The organism is Bacillus sp. FSL M8-0063 (assembly GCF_038005545.1).
Taxonomy (GTDB): Bacteria; Bacillota; Bacilli; order Bacillales; family Bacillaceae_G; genus Bacillus_A; species Bacillus_A wiedmannii.
In genome coordinates, this window is record NZ_JBBOTJ010000001.1 from 365,038 (window position 1) to 387,962 (window position 22,925).

Sequence of the window (22,925 nt, forward strand, 5' to 3'; positions counted from 1 at the left end):
GATGGCTAAGAAGGGGAATGTATTACAACAACTTGGGTCTTTAATTGGACTAGTATTAATTATTGTAGTAATTACAGCTTTAAATCCAGCATTTATTGAAATTCCAAATTTATTTAATATACTGCGTCAAGTATCGATTAATGCGCTTATTGCATTCGGAATGACCTTTGTAATTTTAACAGGGGGTATTGACTTATCGGTAGGTTCTATTTTAGCATTATCAAGTGCACTTGTTGCTGGAATGATGGCAAGTGGCATGGACCCGTTCCTTGCGATGGCAGTTGGATTATTAGCTGGTCTTGTAATGGGAATTGTAAACGGTATCATCATAGCGAAGGGAAAAGTAGCTCCATTTATTGCAACTTTAGCAACAATGACTATTTTTCGTGGGTTGACGCTTGTTTATATGGACGGACGTCCGATCACTGGTCTTGGTGATCATTTAATGTTCCAAATGTTTGGCCGCGGTTATTTTCTTGGTATTCCGGTACCAGCTGTTACAATGATGATCGCTTTCGCAGTACTGTACTTCATTTTGAAGAAAACGACATTTGGTCGCCGTACATTTGCAATTGGTGGAAATGAAGAAGCAGCAGCACTATCAGGTATTAATGTTACGAGAATTAAAGTAATGATTTACGGTCTTTCCGGAATTTTGGCAGCGCTTGCAGGTATTGTCTTAACATCACGACTAGATTCTGCACAGCCAACTGCAGGTACTTCTTACGAATTAGATGCAATTGCAGCAGTTGTATTAGGTGGAACAAGTCTTTCTGGGGGAAGAGGATGGATTGTTGGTACATTCATCGGTGTACTAATTATCGGTGTACTAAATAATGGTTTAAATTTATTAGGTGTATCTTCTTTCTTCCAACAAGTTGTAAAAGGGCTTGTAATCTTACTAGCTGTATTAATTGATCGTCGAAAAGAAGCGTAATGGAGGGAAAGTTCATGAAGAAATGGTTACTTATACTCGTTGCATGTATTATGGTCATTACTGCTGGTTGTTCAATGGAACCACCAGAATGGGCAAAGGATTCTAGCGATAAAGGTCGAAATAAAACTATTAAAGTTGGATTCTCTGTTTCAACTTTAAATAATCCATTTTTTGTAACTTTGAAAAAGGGTGCAGAAAAGCAAGCGAAAGCAAGCGGTATTGAATTGATTGCTGTTGATGCACAAAATGATGCAGCAAAGCAAACGAACGATGTTGAGGATTTAATTCAAAAAGGTGTCGATGTAGTTGTTATTAATCCGACCGATTCAGATGCTGTTGCTTCAGCAGTAAGTGCGGCAAATGCAGCAAATGTTCCTGTTATTACAGTAGACCGCGTTGCGAATTCAGGTAAGGTTGTTTCTCACATTGCCTCTAATAATATCGAAGGTGGTCAAATGGCCAGTGATTACATTCGTGAATTAGTTGGCGGGGGAGCAAACGTTGCTGAGTTAGAAGGAATCCCTGGGTCTTCTGCTGCTCGTGAACGTGGGAAAGGATTCCATAACGTAGCTGATAAATCTTTAAAAGTAGTTGCCAAACAAGCGGCTGATTTTGATAGAGCAAAAGGATTATCTGTTATGGAAAACATTTTACAAGCAAATGGTGATATTAAAGCTGTGTTTGCGCATAACGACGAGATGGCATTAGGTGCACTTGAAGCATTGAAATCTGCTGGAAAAACGGATGTAGTCGTTGTTGGGTTTGATGCAACAGAAGATGCTGTAAAAGCGGTTAAAGATGGGCGTATGGCTGCAACAGTTGCTCAAAAACCGGAATTAATCGGAGAGAAGGCGATGCAAACAGCAAAAGAGATCACGCAAGGTAAAAAAGTGGACAAATCTATTCCGATTGAATTAGAGCTTATTAAGAAAAATAAATAAATATAAAATGAAAATTAGGAAGGAAGAATAATAAATGAAATTCTTTATTGATACAGCAAACATTAATGAAATTAAAGAGGCAAATGCATTAGGCGTAGTAGCTGGAGTAACGACAAACCCATCACTTGTAGCAAAAGAAGGCGTAGATTTCCACGAGCGTATTCGTGAAATTTGCAGCTTTATAGAAGGACCTGTAAGCGCAGAAGTAATTAGCTTAGAAGCTGATAAAATGATTGAAGAAGGAAAAGAATTAGCGAAAATTGCTCCAAACGTTGTTGTAAAAGTTCCAATGACAACAGAAGGTTTAAAAGCAGTAAAAGCATTCTCTGACTTAGGAATTCGTACAAACGTTACATTAGTATTCTCAGCAGTTCAAGCATTACTTGCAGCTCGTGCTGGTGCAACATACGTTTCACCATTCTTAGGTCGCTTAGACGATATCGGTCATAACGGTATGGACCTAATTCGCCAAATCGCAGAAATCTTTGCAATTCACGGCATTGAAACAGAAATCATTGCAGCATCTGTACGTCACAGTGTTCACGTAACAGAAGCAGCATTAAACGGTTCACATATTGCAACAATCCCAGCAAACGTAATTGCTTCATTAGTGAAACATCCATTAACAGATCAAGGAATTGAGAAATTCTTAGCTGATTGGGAAAAAACACAAGAGAAATAATAGAAAATCGAGAATCCTAGTTTAATTGACTAGGGTTCTTTTTTTATTTAAAAGAATTTTCATGCAATTTTGCATATTGTCTTTTAAATTTGTTATATAAGCTATTTAATATATATCAAATCACTTTTTATTTTTCATATTTCGACATAAAAAGGTAGAGGTTCTGACCAGAAAACTGGAGGGGCATGATTCTATAACAGAAAGCTTAACGTTTATAGAATTATGCCTTTTTATATAGGGAGGGCAGAAAGTAGGGATTTCGATTTAAATGCACTAATTTATCTGAATTTTAAGTTTTATAAAAGGAGAGAAATAGAATGAGAAGAAAAGCGCCATTTAAAGTGCTATCATCTTTAGCAATTGCGGCAATTATCGGATGTACATCTGTAATGAGTACTCCGCTAGCATACGCAGAAACGCCAGCAAAAGAGAAAGATAATGTATCTACAACACCAATTGATTACAATTTAATTCAAGAAGATCGTTTAGCGGAAGCATTGAAAGAAAGAGGAACAATTAATCCAGCATCTTCTAAAGAAGAGACGAAAAAGGCTGTAGAAAAGTATATTGAAAAGAAACAAGGCGATCAGGCAAATAAAGAAATCCTACCAGCGGATACTGCTAAAGAGGCATCTGATTTTGTGAAAAAAGTAAAAGAGAAAAAAATGGAAGAAAAGGAAAAGGTAAAAAAACCTGAAAAAAATGTTAGCCCTGAGCAAAAGCCAGAACCAAATAAAAAACAATTGAATGGGCAAGTCCCAACTTCTAAAGCAAAGCAAGCGCCATATAAAGGGTCAGTTCGAACTGATAAAGTATTAGTATTACTCGTTGAATTTAGTGATTATAAACATAATAATATTGATCAAACACCAGGGTATATGTATTCGAATGACTTTAGTAGAGAGCATTATCAAAAAATGTTATTTGGTAATGAACCGTACACATTATTTGATGGTTCGAAAGTAAAAACATTTAAACAATATTATGAAGAGCAATCAGGCGGAAGTTATAAGACGGATGGATATGTAACGGAATGGCTAACTGTTCCAGGAAAAGCGTCTGACTACGGTGCTGATGGTAGTAGTGGTCACGATAATAAAGGGCCAAAAGGCGCACGTGATTTAGTGAAAGAAGCTTTACATGCAGCTGCTGAGAAAGGGCTAGATTTATCTCAATTTGATCAATTTGATAGATATGATACAAATGGTGATGGAAATCAAAATGAACCTGATGGTGTAATTGATCATTTAATGGTAATCCATGCTGGCGTTGGTCAAGAAGCTGGTGGCGGTAAATTAGGTGATGATGCAATTTGGTCACATCGTTCAAAATTAGCAATAGATCCAGTAGCGGTTGAAGGTACAAAATCAAAGGTAGATTACTTTGGTGGAAAAGTAGCGGCGCATGATTATACAATTGAACCAGAGGATGGAGCAGTAGGTGTATTTGCGCATGAATTTGGACATGATCTTGGCTTACCTGATGAATATGACACGAAATATACTGGAACTGGTTCACCTGTCGAAGCGTGGTCATTAATGAGTGGAGGTAGTTGGACAGGGAAAATTGCAGGAACAGAGCCAACTAGTTTCTCACCACAAAATAAAGACTTCTTACAAAAGAATATGGGTGGCAACTGGGCAAAAATTTTAGAAGTAGATTACGATAAAATTAAGCGTGGAGTAGGAGTTCCTACATATATTGATCAAAGTGTTACAAAATCCAATCGTCCAGGCGTTGTACGTGTTAACTTACCAGGTAAAAGTGTTGAAACGATTAAACCGGAGTTTGGAAAGCATGCATATTATAGTACAAGAGGCGATGATATGCATACAACATTAGAAACACCATTCATTGATTTAACAAAAGGAACAAATGCAAAATTCGATTATAAAGCAAATTATGAGTTAGAAGCAGAGTGTGATTTTGTTGAAGTACATGCAGTAACAGAAGATGGAACGAAAACATTAATTGAGAGACTTGGAGAAAAAGTAGTCCAAGAAGATAAAGATACAACAGATGGGAAATGGATGGATAAATCATATGATTTAAGTCAATTTAAAGGGAAAAAGGTGAAACTGCAATTCGATTATATTACAGATCCTGCTGTAACATATAAAGGTTTTGCGATGGATAATGTAAATGTAACTGTTGATGGACAAGTTGTATTTTCTGATGATACAGAAGGACAGGCTAAAATGAATGTAAATGGTTTTGTTGTTTCTGATGGAACAGAGAAGAAAGCTCATTATTACTACCTAGAGTGGAGAAACTATGCGGGGTCAGATAACGGATTAAAAGCAGGAAAAGGTCCAGTGTATAATACAGGTCTTGTCGTTTGGTATGCAGATGATAGCTTTAAAGATAACTGGGTTGGGGTGCATCCAGGTGAAGGCTTCCTTGGTGTTGTAGACTCTCATCCAGAAGCACTTGTTGGTAATTTAAACGGGAAACCAGCGTATGGTAATACAGGCATGCAAATTGCAGACGCTGCATTTTCATTTGATCAAACACCAGCATGGAGTGTAAATTCATTAACACGTGGACAGTTTAACTATTCTGGATTACAAGGTGTTACAACTTTTGATGATTCAAAAGTATATAGTAATAAACAAATTGCAGACGCAGGAAGAAAAGTTCCAAACCTTGGACTTAAATTCCAAGTTGTTGGACAGGCAGACGATAAATCGGCAGGCGCTGTTTGGATTAAACGTTAATAATATAAAAGCACATTCTTCCTATGGAGAATGTGCTTTTTAATTTGTACAGTAAGTTATTATTTTAGCCTATGTAATACAAGTTTCTGTTCATATGTAGTGTATCAAATTATGTGGGGATAGGAAATATTTCCGAGGAAATTGTCGAAGTATCATCGGTATTTATACACTTTTTTTGTAAAAGGAGAAATGTAGTATTGTCTTTATACATAAGTTTATTTACAGTATTACTTGTTTATATACAAAAGTAATATAGATTAGGCGAAAAAAGACAATGATGGAGTTATCCCATCATTGTCTTTTTTACTTTGCTTTTTGCTTTACTTTTTATTTTGCTTCTTACATAAATCATTCCAGCGAATGTTAATAAGAATGCAGTTCCGATAACGAAGCTGACGCTAGGGGATGCCCCGATTACACCAACTGTAAAGGATCCAGCAACAACTCCTAATGAGAAGAAAGCATAAAACAATCCGAATGCTTTTCCGCGCTTATTATCTGTCGTATTTTCAACAAGTAATGCATTTATCGATGGGAAAAGGATAGCAAATCCAATGCCATAAATCATCATAACGATAAAGAGCATACCTTTTGTTGCGAATAATCCAAGTAATGATAACGCAAATGCCATTACTGCAATACCAATTAGCATGAGTTTTGAACGATTAAATCGATCATAAATACGGTTTGTTGGCAGCAAGAAGAAGAGGATAGCGGTAATGCCGAATACACTTAACATCATGCCTGTTGTAGATGCTTTAAGTGCTAATGCCTCAACTTTCACTGGTAGCATATACGTGACAATTCCTTGTGAAAACATTAGCGTGAAAGCACCAATATATGCTTGCAATAACGGTTCTGATTTCAATAGTTCAATCATATCTTCTTTGTTCATCATTTGTGTTCTTGAAGTATCTTTTCTTGATACGTTATTTGGTAAGAAGAATAGAGATACGATTGTACCAAGGACCATTAAAATAGAAATGGTAATGAACACCCACTCTATACCAGCAGTTGCTTTCATAATTCCACTGAAAGCAGGTCCTACAATTGCCGCTGTTCCAACAGCAGCACCAGATAGAGCCATTGCCTTACCTTGTCTTGCTGAACTTGTTTGTTTTGATAAAAACGTAAAGGCAGCAGGAATTAAAAATCCGTCACTAAAGCCGTGCATAAAGCGCACAACTAATAGTTGTTCACCACTTTGAACAACGGTGTATAACAAGACTATGAAACTCGTAAGTCCCATGCTTATATAAAGTATTTTTTTTGCACCAAATTTATCGACAGCAGCGCCAGCAATAATATTACCGATCATATTAGCGAATGAGTACATACCGACAACTAGCCCAATAATAAGAGGAGATCCTCCAAGACTTTGAGCGAACGTACTCATAATAGGTAATTGTGAAAATGTATCTAGAAACGCTACGATAACAATAAAGTAAATAAAATATTTCAAGCGATATTCACCTCTCCTCTGCTATTATGGCATAATGCTAATTTCAACCGCAATGAAATTAGCATTAACAGATGTGGAAAAAAGTACAAAGTGACAAAATATTGAACGTTATTTGTTAAAATTTAGTGGAAATGATATTGTTTTTTTGAAATATATGGATAGAAGTATTATAATAGATTTATAAACTTCACCAGGTTAAGTATATACGTAGAGAGGGATGTATAAAATGAAAGCATTACTTTGGCATAATCAACGCGATGTACGAGTAGAAGAAGTACCAGAACCAACTGTAAGACCAGGAGCAGTTAAGATTAAAGTGAAATGGTGTGGTATCTGCGGAACAGACTTGCATGAATATTTAGCAGGACCTATTTTTATTCCAACAGAAGAGCACCCATTAACACACGTAAAAGCACCGGTTATTTTAGGTCATGAGTTTAGTGGTGAGGTAGTTGAAATCGGTGAAGGCGTTACTTCTCATAAAGTGGGAGATCGCGTCGTTGTAGAACCAATTTATTCTTGTGGTAAATGTGAAGCTTGTAAACATGGACATTACAATGTTTGTGAACAACTTGTTTTCCACGGTCTTGGCGGAGAAGGCGGCGGTTTCTCTGAATATACAGTAGTACCAGAAGATATGGTCCACCATATTCCTGATGAAATGACGTATGAACAAGGTGCACTTGTAGAACCAGCAGCGGTAGCAGTTCATGCAGTACGTCAAAGTAAATTAAAAGAAGGGGAAGCTGTAGCAGTATTTGGTTGTGGTCCAATTGGACTTCTTGTCATTCAAGCAGCTAAAGCAGCAGGAGCAACTCCTGTTATTGCAGTAGAACTTTCTAAAGAACGTCAAGAGTTAGCAAAATTAGCAGGTGCGGATTATGTATTAAATCCAGCTACTCAAGATGTACTAGCAGAAATTCGTAACTTAACAAATGGTTTAGGTGTAAATGTGAGCTTTGAAGTAACAGGTGTCGAAGTAGTACTTCGTCAAGCGATTGAAAGTACAAGCTTTGAAGGACAAACTGTAATTGTTAGTGTGTGGGAAAAAGATGCGACAATTACGCCAAACAACCTTGTACTAAAAGAAAAAGAAGTTATCGGTATTCTTGGATACCGTCATATCTTCCCAGCTGTTATTAAATTAATTAGCTCTGGCCAAATTCAAGCAGAGAAATTAATTACGAAAAAAATCACAGTAGATCAAGTTGTTGAAGAAGGATTTGAAGCACTTGTAAAAGATAAAACACAAGTGAAAATTCTTGTTTCACCTAAATAATAGAGAATAGTAAAAAGTAGCCCTTTTCTAGAAATAGAAGAGGGCTACTTTTTTTCTATACAGAAAGGTGATAGACTTTCCTTTAACTACAGGTATTTTGTTTGGAAGGGGTAGTCTAATGCTTTCATTTATGTTGACATTGAAACGAATGCTAAAAGCTTGTTTACGAGCGTGGAAAGATAAAGAATTTCAAGTGTTATTCGTATTAACATTTTTAACATTAACATCTGGTACAATTTTTTATAGTACAGTTGAAGGATTACGTCCTCTTGACGCTTTATATTTTAGTGTGGTCACGTTGACGACTGTCGGTGATGGGGATTTTAGTCCGCAAACTGATTTCGGAAAGATATTTACAATCTTATACATATTTATTGGGATTGGATTAGTGTTTGGATTTATTCATAAGTTGGCAGTTAATGTACAACTGCCAAGTATATTATCGAATAGAAAAAAAGAGTAAAGCATGTGAATGCTTTACTCTTTTTTTACATTAGTTTTGACAATCATTCGTAGTAGCTTAACAATACTTTATTACAATATAAGTGCATTCATTCATTATATTCACTATGTATAAAGTTATAATGATATGAAAATTTGCATATTTTAATTTATTGATAGAAATTTCATGAAAGGTGGGATATTCTAGTCATAGGTTAACCGGACGACATCTTAGGATCCTAACAAAAAGTTTACAATAATTCAATTATAAAATGGAGGATTTCAGATGAAAAAGAAAGTACTTGCTTTAGCAGCAGCTATTACATTAGTAGCGCCATTACAAAGTGTTGCATTTGCACATGAAAATGATGGGGGAAGTAAAATAAAAATAGTTCACCGCTGGTCTGCTGAAGATAAGCATAAAGAAGGCGTAAACTCTCATTTATGGATTGTAAACCGTGCCATTGATATTATGTCTCGCAATACAACACTTGTAAAACAAGATCGAGTTGCACAATTAAATGAATGGCGTACAGAGTTAGAGAACGGTATTTACGCTGCTGACTATGAAAATCCTTATTATGATAATAGCACATTTGCTTCACATTTCTATGATCCAGACAATGGAAAAACATATATTCCATTTGCAAAGCAGGCAAAAGAAACTGGGGCTAAATATTTTAAATTAGCTGGTGAGTCATACAAAAATAAAGATATGAAACAAGCATTCTTCTATTTAGGATTATCTCTTCATTATTTAGGAGATGTAAACCAACCGATGCATGCGGCAAACTTTACAAATCTTTCATACCCACAAGGATTCCATTCTAAATATGAAAACTTTGTAGATACGATAAAAGATAATTATAAAGTAACGGATGGAAATGGATATTGGAACTGGAAAGGTACAAATCCAGAAGAGTGGATTCATGGAGCGGCAGTAGCAGCGAAACAAGATTACTCTGGAATTGTAAATGATAATACGAAAGATTGGTTCGTAAAAGCAGCTGTATCACAAGAATATGCAGATAAATGGCGCGCTGAAGTTACACCAATGACAGGTAAGCGATTAATGGATGCACAACGTGTTACTGCCGGATACATTCAGCTTTGGTTTGATACGTACGGAGATCGTTAAGTATTTAAAAAAAGGTCAAATCTCATAATAGAGTATTTGGCCTTTTTATCACTATACACATGGAGGTATGAAACGTGAAAGGTAATTTGCTAAAAGGTGTACTTAGCTTTGGAATTGGTTTAGGAGTTTTATACGGAGGATCTTCAGCTCAGGCAGAGATGTCTACAGATCAAAATAACACTTTGAAAGTGATGACGCATAACGTGTACATGCTATCAACAAACTTATATCCGAACTGGGGACAAAGCGAGCGTGCTGATTTAATTGGGGCAGCGGATTATATTAAGAATCAGGATGTAGTTATATTAAATGAAGTGTTTGATAATAGCGCATCAGATCGTTTGTTAGGGAATTTGAAGAAAGAATATCCAAATCAAACAGCGGTATTAGGCCGTAGTAACGGAAACGAATGGGATAAAACGTTAGGTAGCTATTCATCTTCAACTCCTGAAGATGGGGGAGTTGCAATCGTGAGCAAATGGCCGATCGTTGAAAAGGTTCAATATGTATTTGCAAAAGGATGCGGGCCAGATAATTTATCGAATAAAGGATTTGTATACACGAAAATTAAGAAAAATGATCGTTTCGTTCATGTAATTGGGACGCATTTGCAGGCTGAAGATAGTATGTGCGGAAAAACTTCACCTGCATCTGTACGTACAAATCAGTTAAAAGAAATTCAAGATTTTATAAAAAATAAGAATATACCAAATAACGAGTACGTTCTATTTGGTGGTGATATGAACGTGAACAAAATAAATGCAGAGAACAATAGTGATTCAGAGTACGCATCCATGTTCAAAACATTGCACGCTTCTATTCCATCTTATACAGGACATACAGCAACTTGGGATGCGACGACAAACAGTATTGCGAAATATAATTTCCCTGATAGCCCTGCTGAACATTTAGATTATATTATTGCAAGTAAAGATCATGCGAATCCATCATTTATAGAGAATAAAGTATTACAACCGAAATCTCCACAGTGGACTGTTACATCATGGCTCAAAAAATATACGTATGATGATTATTCTGATCATTATCCAGTAGAGGCGACTATTTCTATGAAGTAGTCCTAAAAAAGTTTCTTCTTAAATAGGAAGAAACTTTTTTATTTTGTAAGAGGAAATTTAAACTTTCTTTCCAATATGTATAAGACATATAGAGAAGAGGAGAGAAAAAATGTGGATAGAGGAATTTTTAAAGAAGTTCCATTACCGTGTGCATTTTTGGATGAGGTGTCTTTAGATAGAAATATTCAATCGATTATAGAATTAAGTGGAAATAAGAAGATTCGTATAGCGAGTAAATCGTTACGTTCTGTTCCGGTTATGCGAAAGGTTTTAGCTGCAAATGATCGATTTCAAGGTATTATGTGTTTTTCACCTAGGGAGGCTTTGTTTTTAATTGAACAAGGATTCAATGATTTATTGCTCGGATATCCTGCTTATGATGAAAGAGCTTTACATGAAATAAGTTTGCTAACAAAGCAAGGGCTCATTATAACTTGTATGGTGGATTGTGAAGACCATATTGTTTATTTAGAAAAAATTGCTGAGAAATCTAAAGGGTGTTTTCGTGTTTGTTTGGATATTGATATGAGTAGTTATTTTTTTCAATTTCATTTTGGGGTCAAAAGATCACCAGTAAAAGATGTGCAAGGTGCTTTGAAAATAGTAAAAAGGGTGAAAGAATCATCATGTTTAATACTAGATGGTGTAATGGGATATGAAGCCCAAATTGCTGGGGTAGGAGATCACATACCGAATCAGCGAGTGAAAAGTAAAGTAATTTCGTATTTAAAGAAGAAATCGGTTTTAGAAATTAAAGACAGAAGAGGACATATCGTAAAAGAAATACAAAACCTAGGTATTGAACTAAGGTTTATAAATGGGGGAGGCACAGGAAGTATAAAAACAACCGAGAAAGATAATGCGGTTTCGGAGATTACAATAGGTTCTGCTTTTTATGCCCCGAAGCTGTTTGATTATTATAAAGAGGTGCAATTTCATCCAGCTGTCGGATTTGCTTTACCAGTTGTGCGTAAACCAGCCCCATCTATTTACACTTGTCTAGGTGGTGGATATATTGCCTCAGGTGCAATTGGTAAAGATAAAGAACCTGAGATTTGGAGACCAAATGGTGCCAAACTATTAGCTTTAGAAGGCGCTGGCGAAGTGCAAACACCGATTTTTTATAACGGTGAGGAACGAGTAGAGATAGGAGATTCTATCTTGTTTCGCCATAGTAAAGCTGGTGAGTTATGTGAGCGTTTTCCTTTTTTATACCGTGTGAAAGAAGGAGAGATTGTTGGGGAGTATTCAACATATCGGGGGGATGGTCAATGCTTTCTATAAAGGGACAAAAATGGAGAAATTGGACAGGGAATGTAGAAGGAACGCCGCATTATACGATGTATCCAGAAAGTATACAAGATGTAGTAGAAGTTGTAGGGCTTGCTCGAAAAAAAGGGAAGAAAATTCGTGTTGTCGGTTCAGGACACTCATTTACACCTCTTGTGCAAACGGAAGAAATTTTAGTTTCTTTAGATAAATTGAAAGGTATTTTGGATATTGATGCAGAGAAGATGGTTGCCGAAGTATGGGCAGGAACAAAGTTACATGATTTAGGGAAGTTACTTGAAGAAAAAGGTTATGCACAAGAAAATTTAGGGGATATTGATTCACAATCTATTGCAGGAGCGATTAGTACAGGGACTCATGGAACGGGGATTACCTTTGGAAGTTTATCAACACAAGTTATAGAGATTACCGCAGTTTTATCTACAGGTGAGAGTATAGTTTGTTCGGAAACTGAGAATGTGGAATATTGGAGAGCCTTTCAGTTGTCGCTTGGAATGTTAGGTATCATTGTAAAAATAAAATTGAAGGTTATTCCAGCCTATTCACTCGTTTATAAAAGTGAAAAACAGTCATTATCTACGGTAATGAACAAGCTAGAAGAATATAAGAAGAATCGCCATTTTGAATTTTTCGTTTTTCCTTATTCAGATGAAGTGCAAGTAAAATTTACAAACGAAACAACGGGTAAAAAAAGTGACTTGAAATGGCATAAACTAAAGGTAGAGTTGCTTGAAAATAAGATGTTCTCTTTGTTATCTAAAGGATGTAAATGGTTTCCTTCTATAAGTAAAGGAGTAAGTCGATTATCGGCTAAAGCTGTACCGAATACAAAGATAGTTGGTCCGAGTTATGAAGTATTTGCTACATCGCGTGCGGTTCCATTTTATGAAATGGAGTATAGTGTTCCTTCAAAATATATGCGGGCCGTTGTAGAAGAGATTTCAAACCTTATTGAAAAGAAAAAATATAAAGTGCACTTCCCAATTGAATGCCGTTATGTGAAAAGGGATGATATATGGCTCAGTCCAGCGTATGGAAGGGATTCAGCGTATATTGCTGTTCATATGTATAAAGGTATGAAGTATGCTGCTTATTTTGGTGAGGTAGAGAAAATTTTTCTAAAGTATGAAGGACGCCCGCATTGGGGGAAAATGCATACGTTAACGTACGAAAAATTACAAAATATATATCCAGAAATGCATTCGTTTCTAAAGGCGAGGAAGTTACTAGATGAAGCAGAAATATTTTCAAATCCTTACACAGAAAAATTATTTACGATTATGAAAAAAAGCTGACAAAGTATTACTTGTCAGCTTTTTTTAGTATGATCGCATTTCTTGTTTGACTAATACGCTCGTAAAATAGTAATTTATCACGACTAAATACATGTAATAAAACATGAATAATAAATAGACCGTTAATTACAAATTGGAATAATAGTATAACTAGTAATACTAAAGGCTCTGTATGATTTAAGATAGAGCTACTCGAAAGAATATAATTGATTCCGCCTAAAATGAAATAGAATATCCCGTAACGAATGAATAATTCTTTTAGTGTAATACGCTCTGCTTGTCCTTTAATGTAAATCCGAAGCAACGCTTTTCCTATTGTTCTTCCATTCGTAAAGTATGGAATGATAATAAAGTAAATAAAGATTGAACATGTAATGAAAAAGAGTTCGTATACATTTGTGTAAGATTGGACATTAGAAATAAATAGAGAATTTCCTTTATTTTTAATGACAGGCACAACGATAGATAAGAACAGCCAATCAATTTGCATAGCGATAAGACGACGAACGAATCCGACTGGTTTTGTTTCCAAATCAATATGACTATCCAATTCGCTTGTTTTCGGAAGGAAGTACGTAAATATTGGTGCAATGATAAAACCAATTACGCCGCCTAATGTGTTTAAAAATAGATCATCGATATCGAATAAGCGATATGCACAATTGTATATACCGTATAGTCCAGTCACCTGTGTCAGTTCGAAAAATAGTGAAAGACAAAAAGAAATACAAACTGTTTGTAAGAAACTACGTCGGAAATAATAACGTAGATAAACACCGAATGGAACGGTTAATAGAACGTTAAATGCTACTTGTAAAAACGCAGATTCTTTTAATAAATAGAAATAAGTAGTTGGTTTCGCTAAAATTGCCGATGTATGATTACTAATCTCTTGTATGAAATAAAATGGTGAGAGTTGCATGTGCTGTGTATTAGCCGGTTGTAGGCTACAAGTATCATACGTTTGTGGTAACGGCAAAATAACAAGAAAATAGGCATTTAATAAATAGAGTAGTAATGAATACAAAATAAATGAGCGCCATTTATTTAAATAACCGTATTTTCGATAATTAAATATTAAAAATGGGATTAACAGAAACATTGCTAAAATAGGAAATAAAATAAATGCTGTTTTTACTGGAAATAAATATGCAGTCAAAATGAAGCTCCTTTCAATGAAAATTCGTTTATCATTATAACGTTAAAAGAACTTTAAAACAAAATTAAAATATTTCTAAATAGAAAAAATTTCAAATTTAAACGGGATTAAGTTATACTAAATTTAATATAAGGATATTGTGATTATTATAAGTTGAGAGAGGGTACAAGATATGCGGTATGAGCTTTTTTCTGTAAGTGGGGATCATATTACAACTTTTGAAAGTGCATGGCGTTTTCAGGAGGGAGAACAGATTTTTGTTCATGATGATCAAACAAAACGAAATTTTATTATTATCCGCCTAACGCATGATGTATTTCAACAAAATAAACATGTTATTCGTTTGTATTGTCAAGAAAAGAAAGTATACGCATAAAAGGGGCCCCTCTTACTGTACAGAAAGGTAAGAGGGGCTTTATCATTATAAAAATATAAAAAAGAGAGTCATCCTAGTTTAATAGAATGACTCTCTTTTCGATTTGTAAGTTTCACTTTATAAGAAAATAAGAGTAAGTACACCTACGATAATGCAATAGAAAGAGAAATATTTTAAATTTCCTTTTGCCATAATGTTCATAAACCATTTTAAAGAAATATACGTCATGATAAATGTTGCGATAAATGCAACGACATATGGTACGAATAATGTATCTAGGTTTGGATCTTTTGCAATGTCTGTAATACTTAGTAATAAACCACCTAAGCTAACAGGGATATACAGTAAGAATGAGAAACGAAGAGCTGTTTCTTGCTTCATACCAAGTAACATCGCTGCGACGATTGTTGCACCTGATCGGCTTATTCCAGGAATTAGTGCGCAAGCTTGTGCTAATCCGACGATAATTGCATCTTTCATAGAAAGATCGCCATCATTTTTACGTCCACGCAAGTTTCTAATAATCCAAAGGCCGACAGCAGTAATAAGAAGGGAAATCCCAACCATTTTCACGCCTTTTAAGTACTGGTCGATATAGTCTTTAAATAAAACACCAATAACGCCTGCTGGAATGGTCGCAATAACAAGGTAAATAATAAAGAAGAAATCTGATTTTGCATCTTCTGCTCTTGTAAATATATAAGATAGACCATTCTTCGTTAGACGAATTAAATCATTTCTATAAATAAGTAATACAGCTAATAATGAAGCTGAATTAACAAGTAGTTCGAAGCTAAACCCTTCTATTTTTAGTCCTAGCAAATGTTGTGCTAAAACGAGGTGACCGCTTGAAGAAATCGGAATTGGTTCTGTTAGTCCTTGGAACAGACCAAGAATTAAATATTTTAAAATGTAATGAAATTGTTCCATAAAAACCTCCTTGTTTATTAGTCGAAAGAAACAACTTGTTCATTATAACAAAGATACGGATGAATATTGAGAAGAAATAAATATTCGAAATATAATAAAAACCCCTTATAGCGCGCTATAAGGGGTTTTTATTATTAATGAGAAGCCGCTGTTTCTTGAAGACCTTTAGTCAATTGAACATCGACTTTTTCGGCATCATGAATGTGGTTCATAATAGTAGTATTTAATTTTTGGAACATTTGTTGTGTATTAGCGAATTCACGTAATATATCATCATTACAAGATTTTTGGTTTTCGATAGCTTTAATAACATTTGTAGCACCGCTTTGTAACGTTTGAATCATAATTAAAATGTTTTCAATTCTAGCGTTTGTATCGGCACTCATTTCTACACCTTCATCGACTAAATGCAAATTATCTTTTGTGTTATCGTATGCTTTTTCAATTTCTTCTTGAATTTTTTTCGTTAAGTTACCAATGTTTTTTGTACTTTCGGCTGTACTTTCCGCTAGTTTTCTTACTTCATTGGCAACGACAGCGAATCCTTTACCGTGCTCTCCAGCACGTGCAGCTTCAATACTCGCATTTAAAGCAAGTAAATTTGTTTGTGCTGCAATGTTTTGGATGACTTCTACAATTTGCTCGATTTCTTTTGAGCGCTCACTTAAATGATTCATACTATTAGACGTGCGCTGAGATTGTTCACCTAATTTATTAATTACAATAAGTAAACGATGAACAGATTCTTTTCCTTCATTAGAACAGTCAATGATTTCTTCAATTGACTGAATTAAGCTTTGTTCTTTTTGTAACATTTCATTATTCAATTCATTGGAATGTGTTGTACGCGTTGAAACATTTTCGAAACATGAATTTAATTGTTGAACTAAATTTTGAAGTGTATGGTGTTGATTATTTACGAGTTGATGCTCTTGAACGACGCTTTGCACACGGTCGTGAATAGAAGAAATGATCTCTTGTTTTTCAATATCTTTTTGTTTTAATTCTGCTTCTAGTTCTTGTATACGACTTTCTAATTGATCAATTTTATGTTGGAGTGATTTCTTTTGAGTAAACATATATTTATTTCAACCGCCTTTAGAAGTTATATTTTCTCTATATTTGGATTTTAGCATCTTTTATAATTTTTAAATATAGGAATTGTTAAATATTTAAGAATCTATTACATTTTATGCATAATTCCCTTTTTTTCGTCATGAAAAATAAACTGTATTTAATGGTATTGTAAACAAACTGTAAAATAAATCATGTATAACTGTATAAGAAGGGAGTCGGATTATGAACTATTTTAAGCGAATCAGTAGTCTAGTATTAGCAGGCATTATCAGTCTTTCTAGTACAGTCGCTGTAAAAGCAGAGTCAAACGACGAGAAACTTAACAACATGCAACAGCAATTGCAGCAAAACGATGCAGAGATGCAAAAGAAAGAGCAAGAGAAGCAAGCTGTTAATAAAGAAATTCAAGGTATCGAAAACGAACTACATAATTTAAATAATACAATTGCAAAAAATAAAGAGGATCAAGCTGCTATTCAACGTAAAATCGATGAAACACATAAGCAGATTGAGCAAAAAAAGAATGAAATTGTCGTTTTAGAGGATAAAGTCCTTGCTCGTAAGGATATTATGAGAAAACGTATGGTTTCTGTTCAAAACAGTTCAAATACAAGTTTAGTAGTAGAAGTTGTAGTAGAGTCAAAAAACTTTGCAGATTTCTTACAACGTATGAACGCAGTTTCTACTATTCTAGAAGCAGATAAAGAAATTTTACGTCTACAAGAACAAGATCTTCGTCAAATTGAAGAAGATAAGAAAACAATTGATGAAAAAGAAGAATCTTTAGTAGTAGACAAACAAAAATTAGCCAAAGCACAAGCTGAGTTGCAAGATAACTTGAAAAAGCGTCAAGCTAACTTACAAACAGTTCAAGCTAAATATAATCAGGTTGCAAGCCAACTTAATTTAGCAGCAGAAGAAAAAGCTAAAATCGAATCAAATATGAAAGCAGTTCAAGAAACAATTGCTCGTGAGCAAGAAGCAGCAAGAATTGCTGCAGAAGAGCGTGCAAAAGCAGAAGCAGCTGCAAAGGCTGAGCAAGAAGCTTTAGCTAAGGCACAGGCAGATGTTGCTGAAAAACAAAAGCAAAAGCAAGAGCAAGCTAGTAAGCCAGCTCAAACTAAAAATAATAATTCAAGTGTAGAACCTGCACAACCATCTAAACCAGCTGCTGGTGGAAGAGAAATCTATGTACATGCAACAGCTTATACAGCAGATCCAGGTGAAAATGGCTATGCACCAGGTCAACAAGTATATTCTGCATGGGGAGGCTATAACCTAACTGCAAACCCAGGAATGAAATTAATTGCAGTGGACCCATCTGTTATCCCATTAGGTTCTCGCGTATATGTTGAAGGATACGGAGAAGCAATTGCAGCAGATACTGGTGGCGCGATTAAAGGTCACAAAATTGATGTTTTAATGCCAGATAAAGCTTCATCTAGTAAATGGGGCAGAAAAAATGTTAAGCTTACAATTTTAAATTAACATGTAATCCAACTTTACAATATGTAAAGTTGGATTTTTTTGTAATTATAATGTTAAGTTGAGTTTACATTTTGTTAAGGATAGCATACAATGACGGTGAGAGGTGGTAAAATTGACCATTTTAAATAGAGTGAAGGAATTAAGAGCTCGGTTTAATTTTTCGCAAAGTGTATTAGCAGAAAAGGTTGGAGTGACAAGACAAACAATCGCGGCAATTGAAAAAAGGGATTATGTCCCTTCACTGTTATTAGCACTTACGATTTGCGATGTATTTCAGTTAAAGATGGAAGATGTGTTTGTTTTGAATAAGGAGGGGAAAGAGGATGAATAGACTCGTATTTTCTTATATGCTAAATGTACTTTTAATGGTATTAGCAGGTTGGGCGTTTATTGAGTTGTATTATTTTACTATTGAAGTCGCTAATTTTATTCAAACGGAGAGAGTACCATCTGAAATTTCACTGAGTTTAATGCCGCTAGGATTACTTTTAATATTTGGTATTGTATCGACTGTTCTTTATAAAATTCAAAAGAAAAAATATAAAGAGCTCTCGTATTGGATGTTTCCACTATTATTTCCTCAAGAGGATGAGAGGGAAAAGGCAATTACAGAAAAGGCTTGTCGTACTACATTTATGTCACTATGGTACGTGTTGCCTTGTGCGGTTGGTTTTTTAACTCTTTCTCCAATTGCTAATCTATATGTTCCTGCATATCCAATATATATTGCATTTAGTATTTTCTTTATTCAAATGACAATTTTTCACGTATCCTTATATCGAAATAAAATCGCTTAAAAAGAAACCTTCTTGCATTAGCAAGAAGGTTTCTTTTTAGCTTACACTTGTACATATAGCAATATTATCTTATCATTTTATATAGAGTAAGATTTTGTAAGGGAAAGGAATTGTATATGAATAAGCAAAGAATTTATAGTATAGTAGCAATCCTTCTATTTGTTGTAGGTGGTGTGTTAATCGGAAAGCCATTTTATGATGGATATCAGGCTGAAAAGAAACAGACTGAAAATGTACAGGCTGTTCAAAAAATGGATTATGAAAAACATGAGACGACATTTGTAGATGCTTCGAAAATTGATCAACCAGACTTGGCAGAAGTAGCGAATGCATCATTAGATAAGAAACAAGTAATTGGTCGTATTTCAATCCCGAGTGTTTCATTAGAACTCCCTGTTTTAAAATCTTCTACTGAGAAAAACCTATTATCAGGTGCAGCAACAGTAAAAGAAAATCAAGTAATGGGAAAAGGGAATTATGCATTAGCAGGACATAACATGTCTAAAAAAGGTGTTTTATTTAGTGATGTAGCCTCTTTAAAAAAAGGCGACAAAATGTATTTGTATGATAATGAAAACGAATATGAATATGCGGTTACTGGTGTATCTGAAGTAACTCCTGATAAGTGGGAAGTTGTTGAGGATCATGGGAAAGATGAAATAACGCTTATTACATGTGTATCTGTTAAGGATAACTCTAAGCGTTACGTTGTTGCTGGTGATTTAGTAGGAACGAAGGCGAAGAAATAAAAAAAGATGAGGGATTTCCCTCATCTTTTTTTAATCCATCCATTTCACTAATTTCTTAGAAATTAGTAATAAAACACAACCTAATACAATTGCTACAGCTCCGATTACGGTAAATACTTCAGCATATCCAAGTGAAGTTGTGAAGCTTGCAAGTTGTCCGCCTAAAATGTTAGCGATTCCTGAGCTTGCTAACCATACTCCCATTAATAAAGAAGCAAGTTTTACTGGTGCAAGTGCACTAACCATTGATAGTCCAACAGGTGATAAGAATAGCTCACCTAACGTATGGAAAAGATACGTAAAGACGATAAATAGTAAGTTTGCTTTTTCTGTAATGTTATGTTCATCACTACCTGTTTTTAATGTAGCGATAACGAGAATGATATAACCGATACCAAGCAAGATCATACCAAGTCCCATTTTGGTTGGGATTTTTAAATCCCCGCGCTTGCGAGTTGCAAGTTTTGCCCATAATGCTGAAATGACTGGAGCAAGTAAAATAATAAATAATGGATTGACCGATTGGAACCAAGATGTTGGAACTTCCCATCCGAACACAGAGCGGTCTACAAATTTGTTTGTATATAATGTTAATGAGCTACCAGCCTGTTCAAAGCCAGCCCAGAAGAAGACAACGAAGCATGTTAAAATGACGATAACTGCGGTACGTTGTTTTTCTTTTTTTGTTAACGGTGTATCTCCTACTGATGGTTGTCCATCTGTTGTTTGTAAATCGCGAGTTGGTTTTTTACCGAGATCACCAAGGAAGCGATTTGATAGTGTTGTAAATAAAATTTGTCCAATGATCATTCCGATTGAAGCGGCTAAGAAACCGTAACGGAATCCGTAATGTACAACGCCATCAACCGTTGTTTTGAATAAATTTTCTGATAAAAATCCGCAAACGAGTGGAGCTAAAAATGATCCGACGTTAATACCCATATAGAAAATGGTAAATGCACTGTCACGTTTTGGATCATTCTCTTCGTATAATTCGCCAACAAGTGTAGAGATATTCGGTTTGAAGAATCCATTACCGATAATAATAAGCGCTAATCCGAGGTATAGGCCGACTTGGTTTTGCATGGCGAATAGTGTAAGGTTACCGATTGCCATTGTTATACCACCAATTGTGATGGCTTTTCGTCTACCTAGGAACCGGTCTGTTAAGTATCCACCAATCATTGGTGTGAAATAACAGGCTCCAGTATAAAATCCGTAAATGGAGAGTGCCCATGCGGGACTAAACCCAAGACCACCGCTTACTAAAGCTGTCGTTAAATATAATGTTAATAATCCTCGTAATCCATAGTAACTAAATCTTTCCCACATTTCTGTAAAGAAGAGTAAGTATAAACCTGGAGGATGTTTCTTTTTTCTTTGTTGTTCTCTTTCTAGTTGTATCGCTGATTCCATGTTATTTTCCTCCTGACACAAACAAAAACAAAGTTAATAATTTTGTACATTTAATATTTTACCTTATTAACTATTATAAGTCAATAAAGGTTGATTTTTCAGAAGAAATTGGAAAAGAGATATAGCTATAGAATGGGTGTTTCTTTTATGTTAGACTATGGACTATGTTTTCTTTGTAAGGAAGCGGGTTATTGCACTTTTTTATATGTGAAATTGATTTCATAAAAGATGAAATTAAAGAAGGAGAAAGAAATGAAATTGTTACAGAAAAAAGAAATTTTACTGATTAGTCTTATGTTATTCTCGATGTTCTTTGGAGCGGGGAATCTTATATTCCCACCTTTCCTTGGGTATGAAGCAGGAGAACATGTGTGGATTTCATTAGTAGGGTTTATTATATCAGCAACAGGTCTTCCTATATTGGGAGTTATTGCGATTGCAAAAGCAGGAAGCTTTCAAACGTTAGCGGGTAGGATTCATTCTTCATTCGCCATTATTTTTCCGTGTATCGTGTATTTATTTATTGGACCAGGACTTGGTATACCACGTGCAGGAAGTTTAGCTTTTGAAATGGGGCCAGGTCAGTTCTTCTCAGAAGCGGGAAGCATAGTTTTATTATGTTACACGGTTATTTTCTTTAGTATTGTGTACTGGTTAAGTTTATCACCTTCTAAATTAATGGGGTTGTTCGGAAAGGTTTTAACACCGTTATTATTAGGCATGATTGCCCTTATCTTTATAAAGAGCAAGTTTACATCAGTAGGTAGTGTGAAAGAGGCTGCTGGAAACTATGGACAAGCTCCTATGTTCCAAGGGTTTTTAGATGGGTATTTAACGATGGATGCATTAGCAGCTTTAATTTTTGGGATTGTTATTGCAAATGCTCTTCGTGCAAAAGGTATTGAAGATGATAAAGGTTTAGCGAAATATATGAGTATTGCTGGAATTGGAGCAGGACTATTATTATCTATTATTTATGTCATACTTGGATATGTTGGTTCAATTAGCGGTTCGTTAGGTACATTTGATAATGGGGCGAACGTATTAGCACAAGTGATGACGACGTTATTTGGACAAGGTGGAGTCGTTTTATTAGGTCTTATTTTTACAATCGCGTGCTTATGTGTTTCAATTGGACTTGTTACATCTTGTAGTCAATTTTTCGCAAGTGCATTTCCGAAAGTAACTTATAAAGTTTGGGCATTTATATTAAGTTTTGTTAGTATGATTTTAGCTAATTTAGGATTAACACAAATTTTAAAAGTATCAGTACCGATTCTTGGATTTATTTATCCAGTTGCATTAACACTCATTATTCTAGGGTTATTCCATAAATATATTGGAAAGTATGCATACGTATATGCAGTAACTGTTGGGATTGTAGCGGTATTTAGTGCAATCGATATTTTTAATAAAAATGTAATGATGAATCAGTGGACGTCAATATTGAAATACATTCCGTTTTATACAGAAGGTGTTGGGTGGATTGTTCCAGCTATTGTAGGTGCTTGTATTGGTGTCATCGTTAGTGTTGTTCTAAATAAGAATAAATGAGTAAAAAGGTGTTTTCCTATTTCGGAAAACACCTTTTTTTTGGAAAAATAGTATTGAAAATGAATAGACTAAGAGTATGATAAAGGTAATTGGTAATATATAGATTTTGAATAGATGATGA

20 protein-coding genes and 1 pseudogene are annotated in these 22,925 nt (G+C 35.0%); 16 read left to right on the forward strand and 5 right to left on the reverse strand.

Translation table 11 applies throughout. The features are described from left to right. The first annotated feature begins 1 nt into the window (after position 1). From MKX31_RS01700 to inhA2, 4 genes are all read left to right on the forward strand, one after another. Positions 2–937 (forward strand): ABC transporter permease subunit, encoded by a 936-nt coding sequence (locus MKX31_RS01700; protein WP_001074641.1) that lies wholly within the window; start codon positions 2–4, stop codon positions 935–937. Positions 938–951: 14 nt separating this feature from the next. After that, positions 952–1,878: a ribose ABC transporter substrate-binding protein RbsB gene (gene rbsB, locus MKX31_RS01705; RefSeq protein WP_064477075.1), complete on the forward strand. Its 927-nt coding sequence runs from the start codon at positions 952–954 to the stop codon at positions 1,876–1,878. A 34-nt stretch (positions 1,879–1,912) separates the two neighbouring features. Further along, positions 1,913–2,560 (forward strand): fructose-6-phosphate aldolase, encoded by a 648-nt coding sequence (gene fsa, locus MKX31_RS01710; RefSeq protein WP_000667669.1) that lies wholly within the window; start codon positions 1,913–1,915, stop codon positions 2,558–2,560. Between the two features lie 317 nt (positions 2,561–2,877). Continuing rightward, entirely contained in the window at positions 2,878–5,277 is a 2,400-nt protein-coding gene (gene inhA2, locus MKX31_RS01715) for a M6 family metalloprotease immune inhibitor InhA2 (RefSeq protein ID WP_064477074.1), read from the forward strand. A gap of 283 nt (positions 5,278–5,560) precedes the next feature. On the opposite strand, the gene MKX31_RS01720 is transcribed toward inhA2, so the two are convergent. Further along, the gene (locus MKX31_RS01720) at positions 5,561–6,739 is read right to left on the reverse strand and encodes an MFS transporter (protein ID WP_064477073.1); all 1,179 of its coding nucleotides are present in this window, start codon (positions 6,737–6,739) and stop codon (positions 5,561–5,563) included. A gap of 226 nt (positions 6,740–6,965) precedes the next feature. Between MKX31_RS01720 and bdhA the strand changes: the two genes are divergently transcribed. The 6 genes from bdhA (at position 6,966) to MKX31_RS01750 (ending at position 13,258) form a co-directional block, all read left to right on the forward strand. Further along, positions 6,966–8,018: a (R,R)-butanediol dehydrogenase gene (bdhA, locus tag MKX31_RS01725; RefSeq protein WP_000645834.1), complete on the forward strand. Its 1,053-nt coding sequence runs from the start codon at positions 6,966–6,968 to the stop codon at positions 8,016–8,018. A 118-nt stretch (positions 8,019–8,136) separates the two neighbouring features. Then, positions 8,137–8,481: a potassium channel family protein gene (locus MKX31_RS01730; protein WP_000948235.1), complete on the forward strand. Its 345-nt coding sequence runs from the start codon at positions 8,137–8,139 to the stop codon at positions 8,479–8,481. Between the two features lie 264 nt (positions 8,482–8,745). Further along, entirely contained in the window at positions 8,746–9,597 is an 852-nt protein-coding gene (cerA, locus tag MKX31_RS01735) for a phospholipase CerA (RefSeq protein WP_000731009.1), read from the forward strand. Positions 9,598–9,671: 74 nt separating this feature from the next. Next, on the forward strand, positions 9,672–10,673 hold the full coding sequence (gene sph, locus MKX31_RS01740; protein WP_098537750.1) for a sphingomyelinase C: 1,002 nt from the start codon (positions 9,672–9,674) through the stop codon (positions 10,671–10,673). 111 nt (positions 10,674–10,784) lie between these two features. Further along, positions 10,785–11,957 carry an amino acid deaminase/aldolase gene (locus MKX31_RS01745; RefSeq protein WP_064477071.1) on the forward strand — a complete coding sequence of 391 codons (1,173 nt, stop codon included), beginning with the start codon at positions 10,785–10,787 and terminating at the stop codon, positions 11,955–11,957. Then, on the forward strand, positions 11,945–13,258 hold the full coding sequence (locus MKX31_RS01750; RefSeq protein WP_064477070.1) for a D-arabinono-1,4-lactone oxidase: 1,314 nt from the start codon (positions 11,945–11,947) through the stop codon (positions 13,256–13,258). Before MKX31_RS01745 ends, MKX31_RS01750 begins: the two co-directional genes overlap by 13 nt. A 7-nt stretch (positions 13,259–13,265) precedes the next feature. Here MKX31_RS01750 and MKX31_RS01755 read toward each other — a convergent pair whose 3' ends face one another. After that, entirely contained in the window at positions 13,266–14,417 is a 1,152-nt protein-coding gene (locus tag MKX31_RS01755; protein WP_064477069.1) for a VanZ family protein, read from the reverse strand. 172 nt (positions 14,418–14,589) lie between these two features. Here MKX31_RS01755 and MKX31_RS01760 point away from each other — a divergent pair, with 172 nt between their 5' ends. Next, a complete protein-coding gene (locus tag MKX31_RS01760) occupies positions 14,590–14,793 on the forward strand; it encodes a hypothetical protein (RefSeq protein ID WP_001268332.1) in 204 nt (67 codons plus the stop codon). 117 nt (positions 14,794–14,910) lie between these two features. Here the strand turns inward: MKX31_RS01760 and MKX31_RS01765 are convergent, their stop codons facing one another. Beyond that, on the reverse strand, positions 14,911–15,723 hold the full coding sequence (locus tag MKX31_RS01765) for an undecaprenyl-diphosphate phosphatase (protein ID WP_000434544.1): 813 nt from the start codon (positions 15,721–15,723) through the stop codon (positions 14,911–14,913). A 134-nt stretch (positions 15,724–15,857) separates the two neighbouring features. Then, positions 15,858–16,376, reverse strand: a pseudogene (locus tag MKX31_RS29195) (methyl-accepting chemotaxis protein); the annotation flags it as partial. Between the two features lie 646 nt (positions 16,377–17,022). On the opposite strand from MKX31_RS29195, the gene MKX31_RS01775 reads away from it, so the two are divergent. From MKX31_RS01775 to MKX31_RS01790, 4 genes are all read left to right on the forward strand, one after another. Beyond that, positions 17,023–18,288 carry a 3D domain-containing protein gene (locus MKX31_RS01775; RefSeq protein ID WP_064477067.1) on the forward strand — a complete coding sequence of 422 codons (1,266 nt, stop codon included), beginning with the start codon at positions 17,023–17,025 and terminating at the stop codon, positions 18,286–18,288. Positions 18,289–18,400: 112 nt separating this feature from the next. After that, positions 18,401–18,619 (forward strand): helix-turn-helix transcriptional regulator, encoded by a 219-nt coding sequence (locus MKX31_RS01780; RefSeq protein WP_340979793.1) that lies wholly within the window; start codon positions 18,401–18,403, stop codon positions 18,617–18,619. Then, the gene (locus MKX31_RS01785) at positions 18,612–19,085 is read left to right on the forward strand and encodes a hypothetical protein (RefSeq protein WP_061675087.1); all 474 of its coding nucleotides are present in this window, start codon (positions 18,612–18,614) and stop codon (positions 19,083–19,085) included. Before MKX31_RS01780 ends, MKX31_RS01785 begins: the two co-directional genes overlap by 8 nt. 116 nt (positions 19,086–19,201) lie before the next feature. Then, the gene (locus MKX31_RS01790) at positions 19,202–19,834 is read left to right on the forward strand and encodes a class A sortase (protein ID WP_064477065.1); all 633 of its coding nucleotides are present in this window, start codon (positions 19,202–19,204) and stop codon (positions 19,832–19,834) included. Positions 19,835–19,864: 30 nt separating this feature from the next. Here the strand turns inward: MKX31_RS01790 and MKX31_RS01795 are convergent, their stop codons facing one another. Continuing rightward, positions 19,865–21,250: a peptide MFS transporter gene (locus MKX31_RS01795; protein ID WP_088046963.1), complete on the reverse strand. Its 1,386-nt coding sequence runs from the start codon at positions 21,248–21,250 to the stop codon at positions 19,865–19,867. 252 nt (positions 21,251–21,502) lie between these two features. On the opposite strand from MKX31_RS01795, the gene brnQ1 reads away from it, so the two are divergent. Continuing rightward, positions 21,503–22,804, forward strand: coding sequence for a branched-chain amino acid transport system II carrier protein BrnQ1 (brnQ1, locus tag MKX31_RS01800; RefSeq protein ID WP_064477063.1), 1,302 nt, complete (start codon positions 21,503–21,505; stop codon positions 22,802–22,804). The last annotated feature ends 121 nt before the right edge of the window (positions 22,805–22,925 follow it).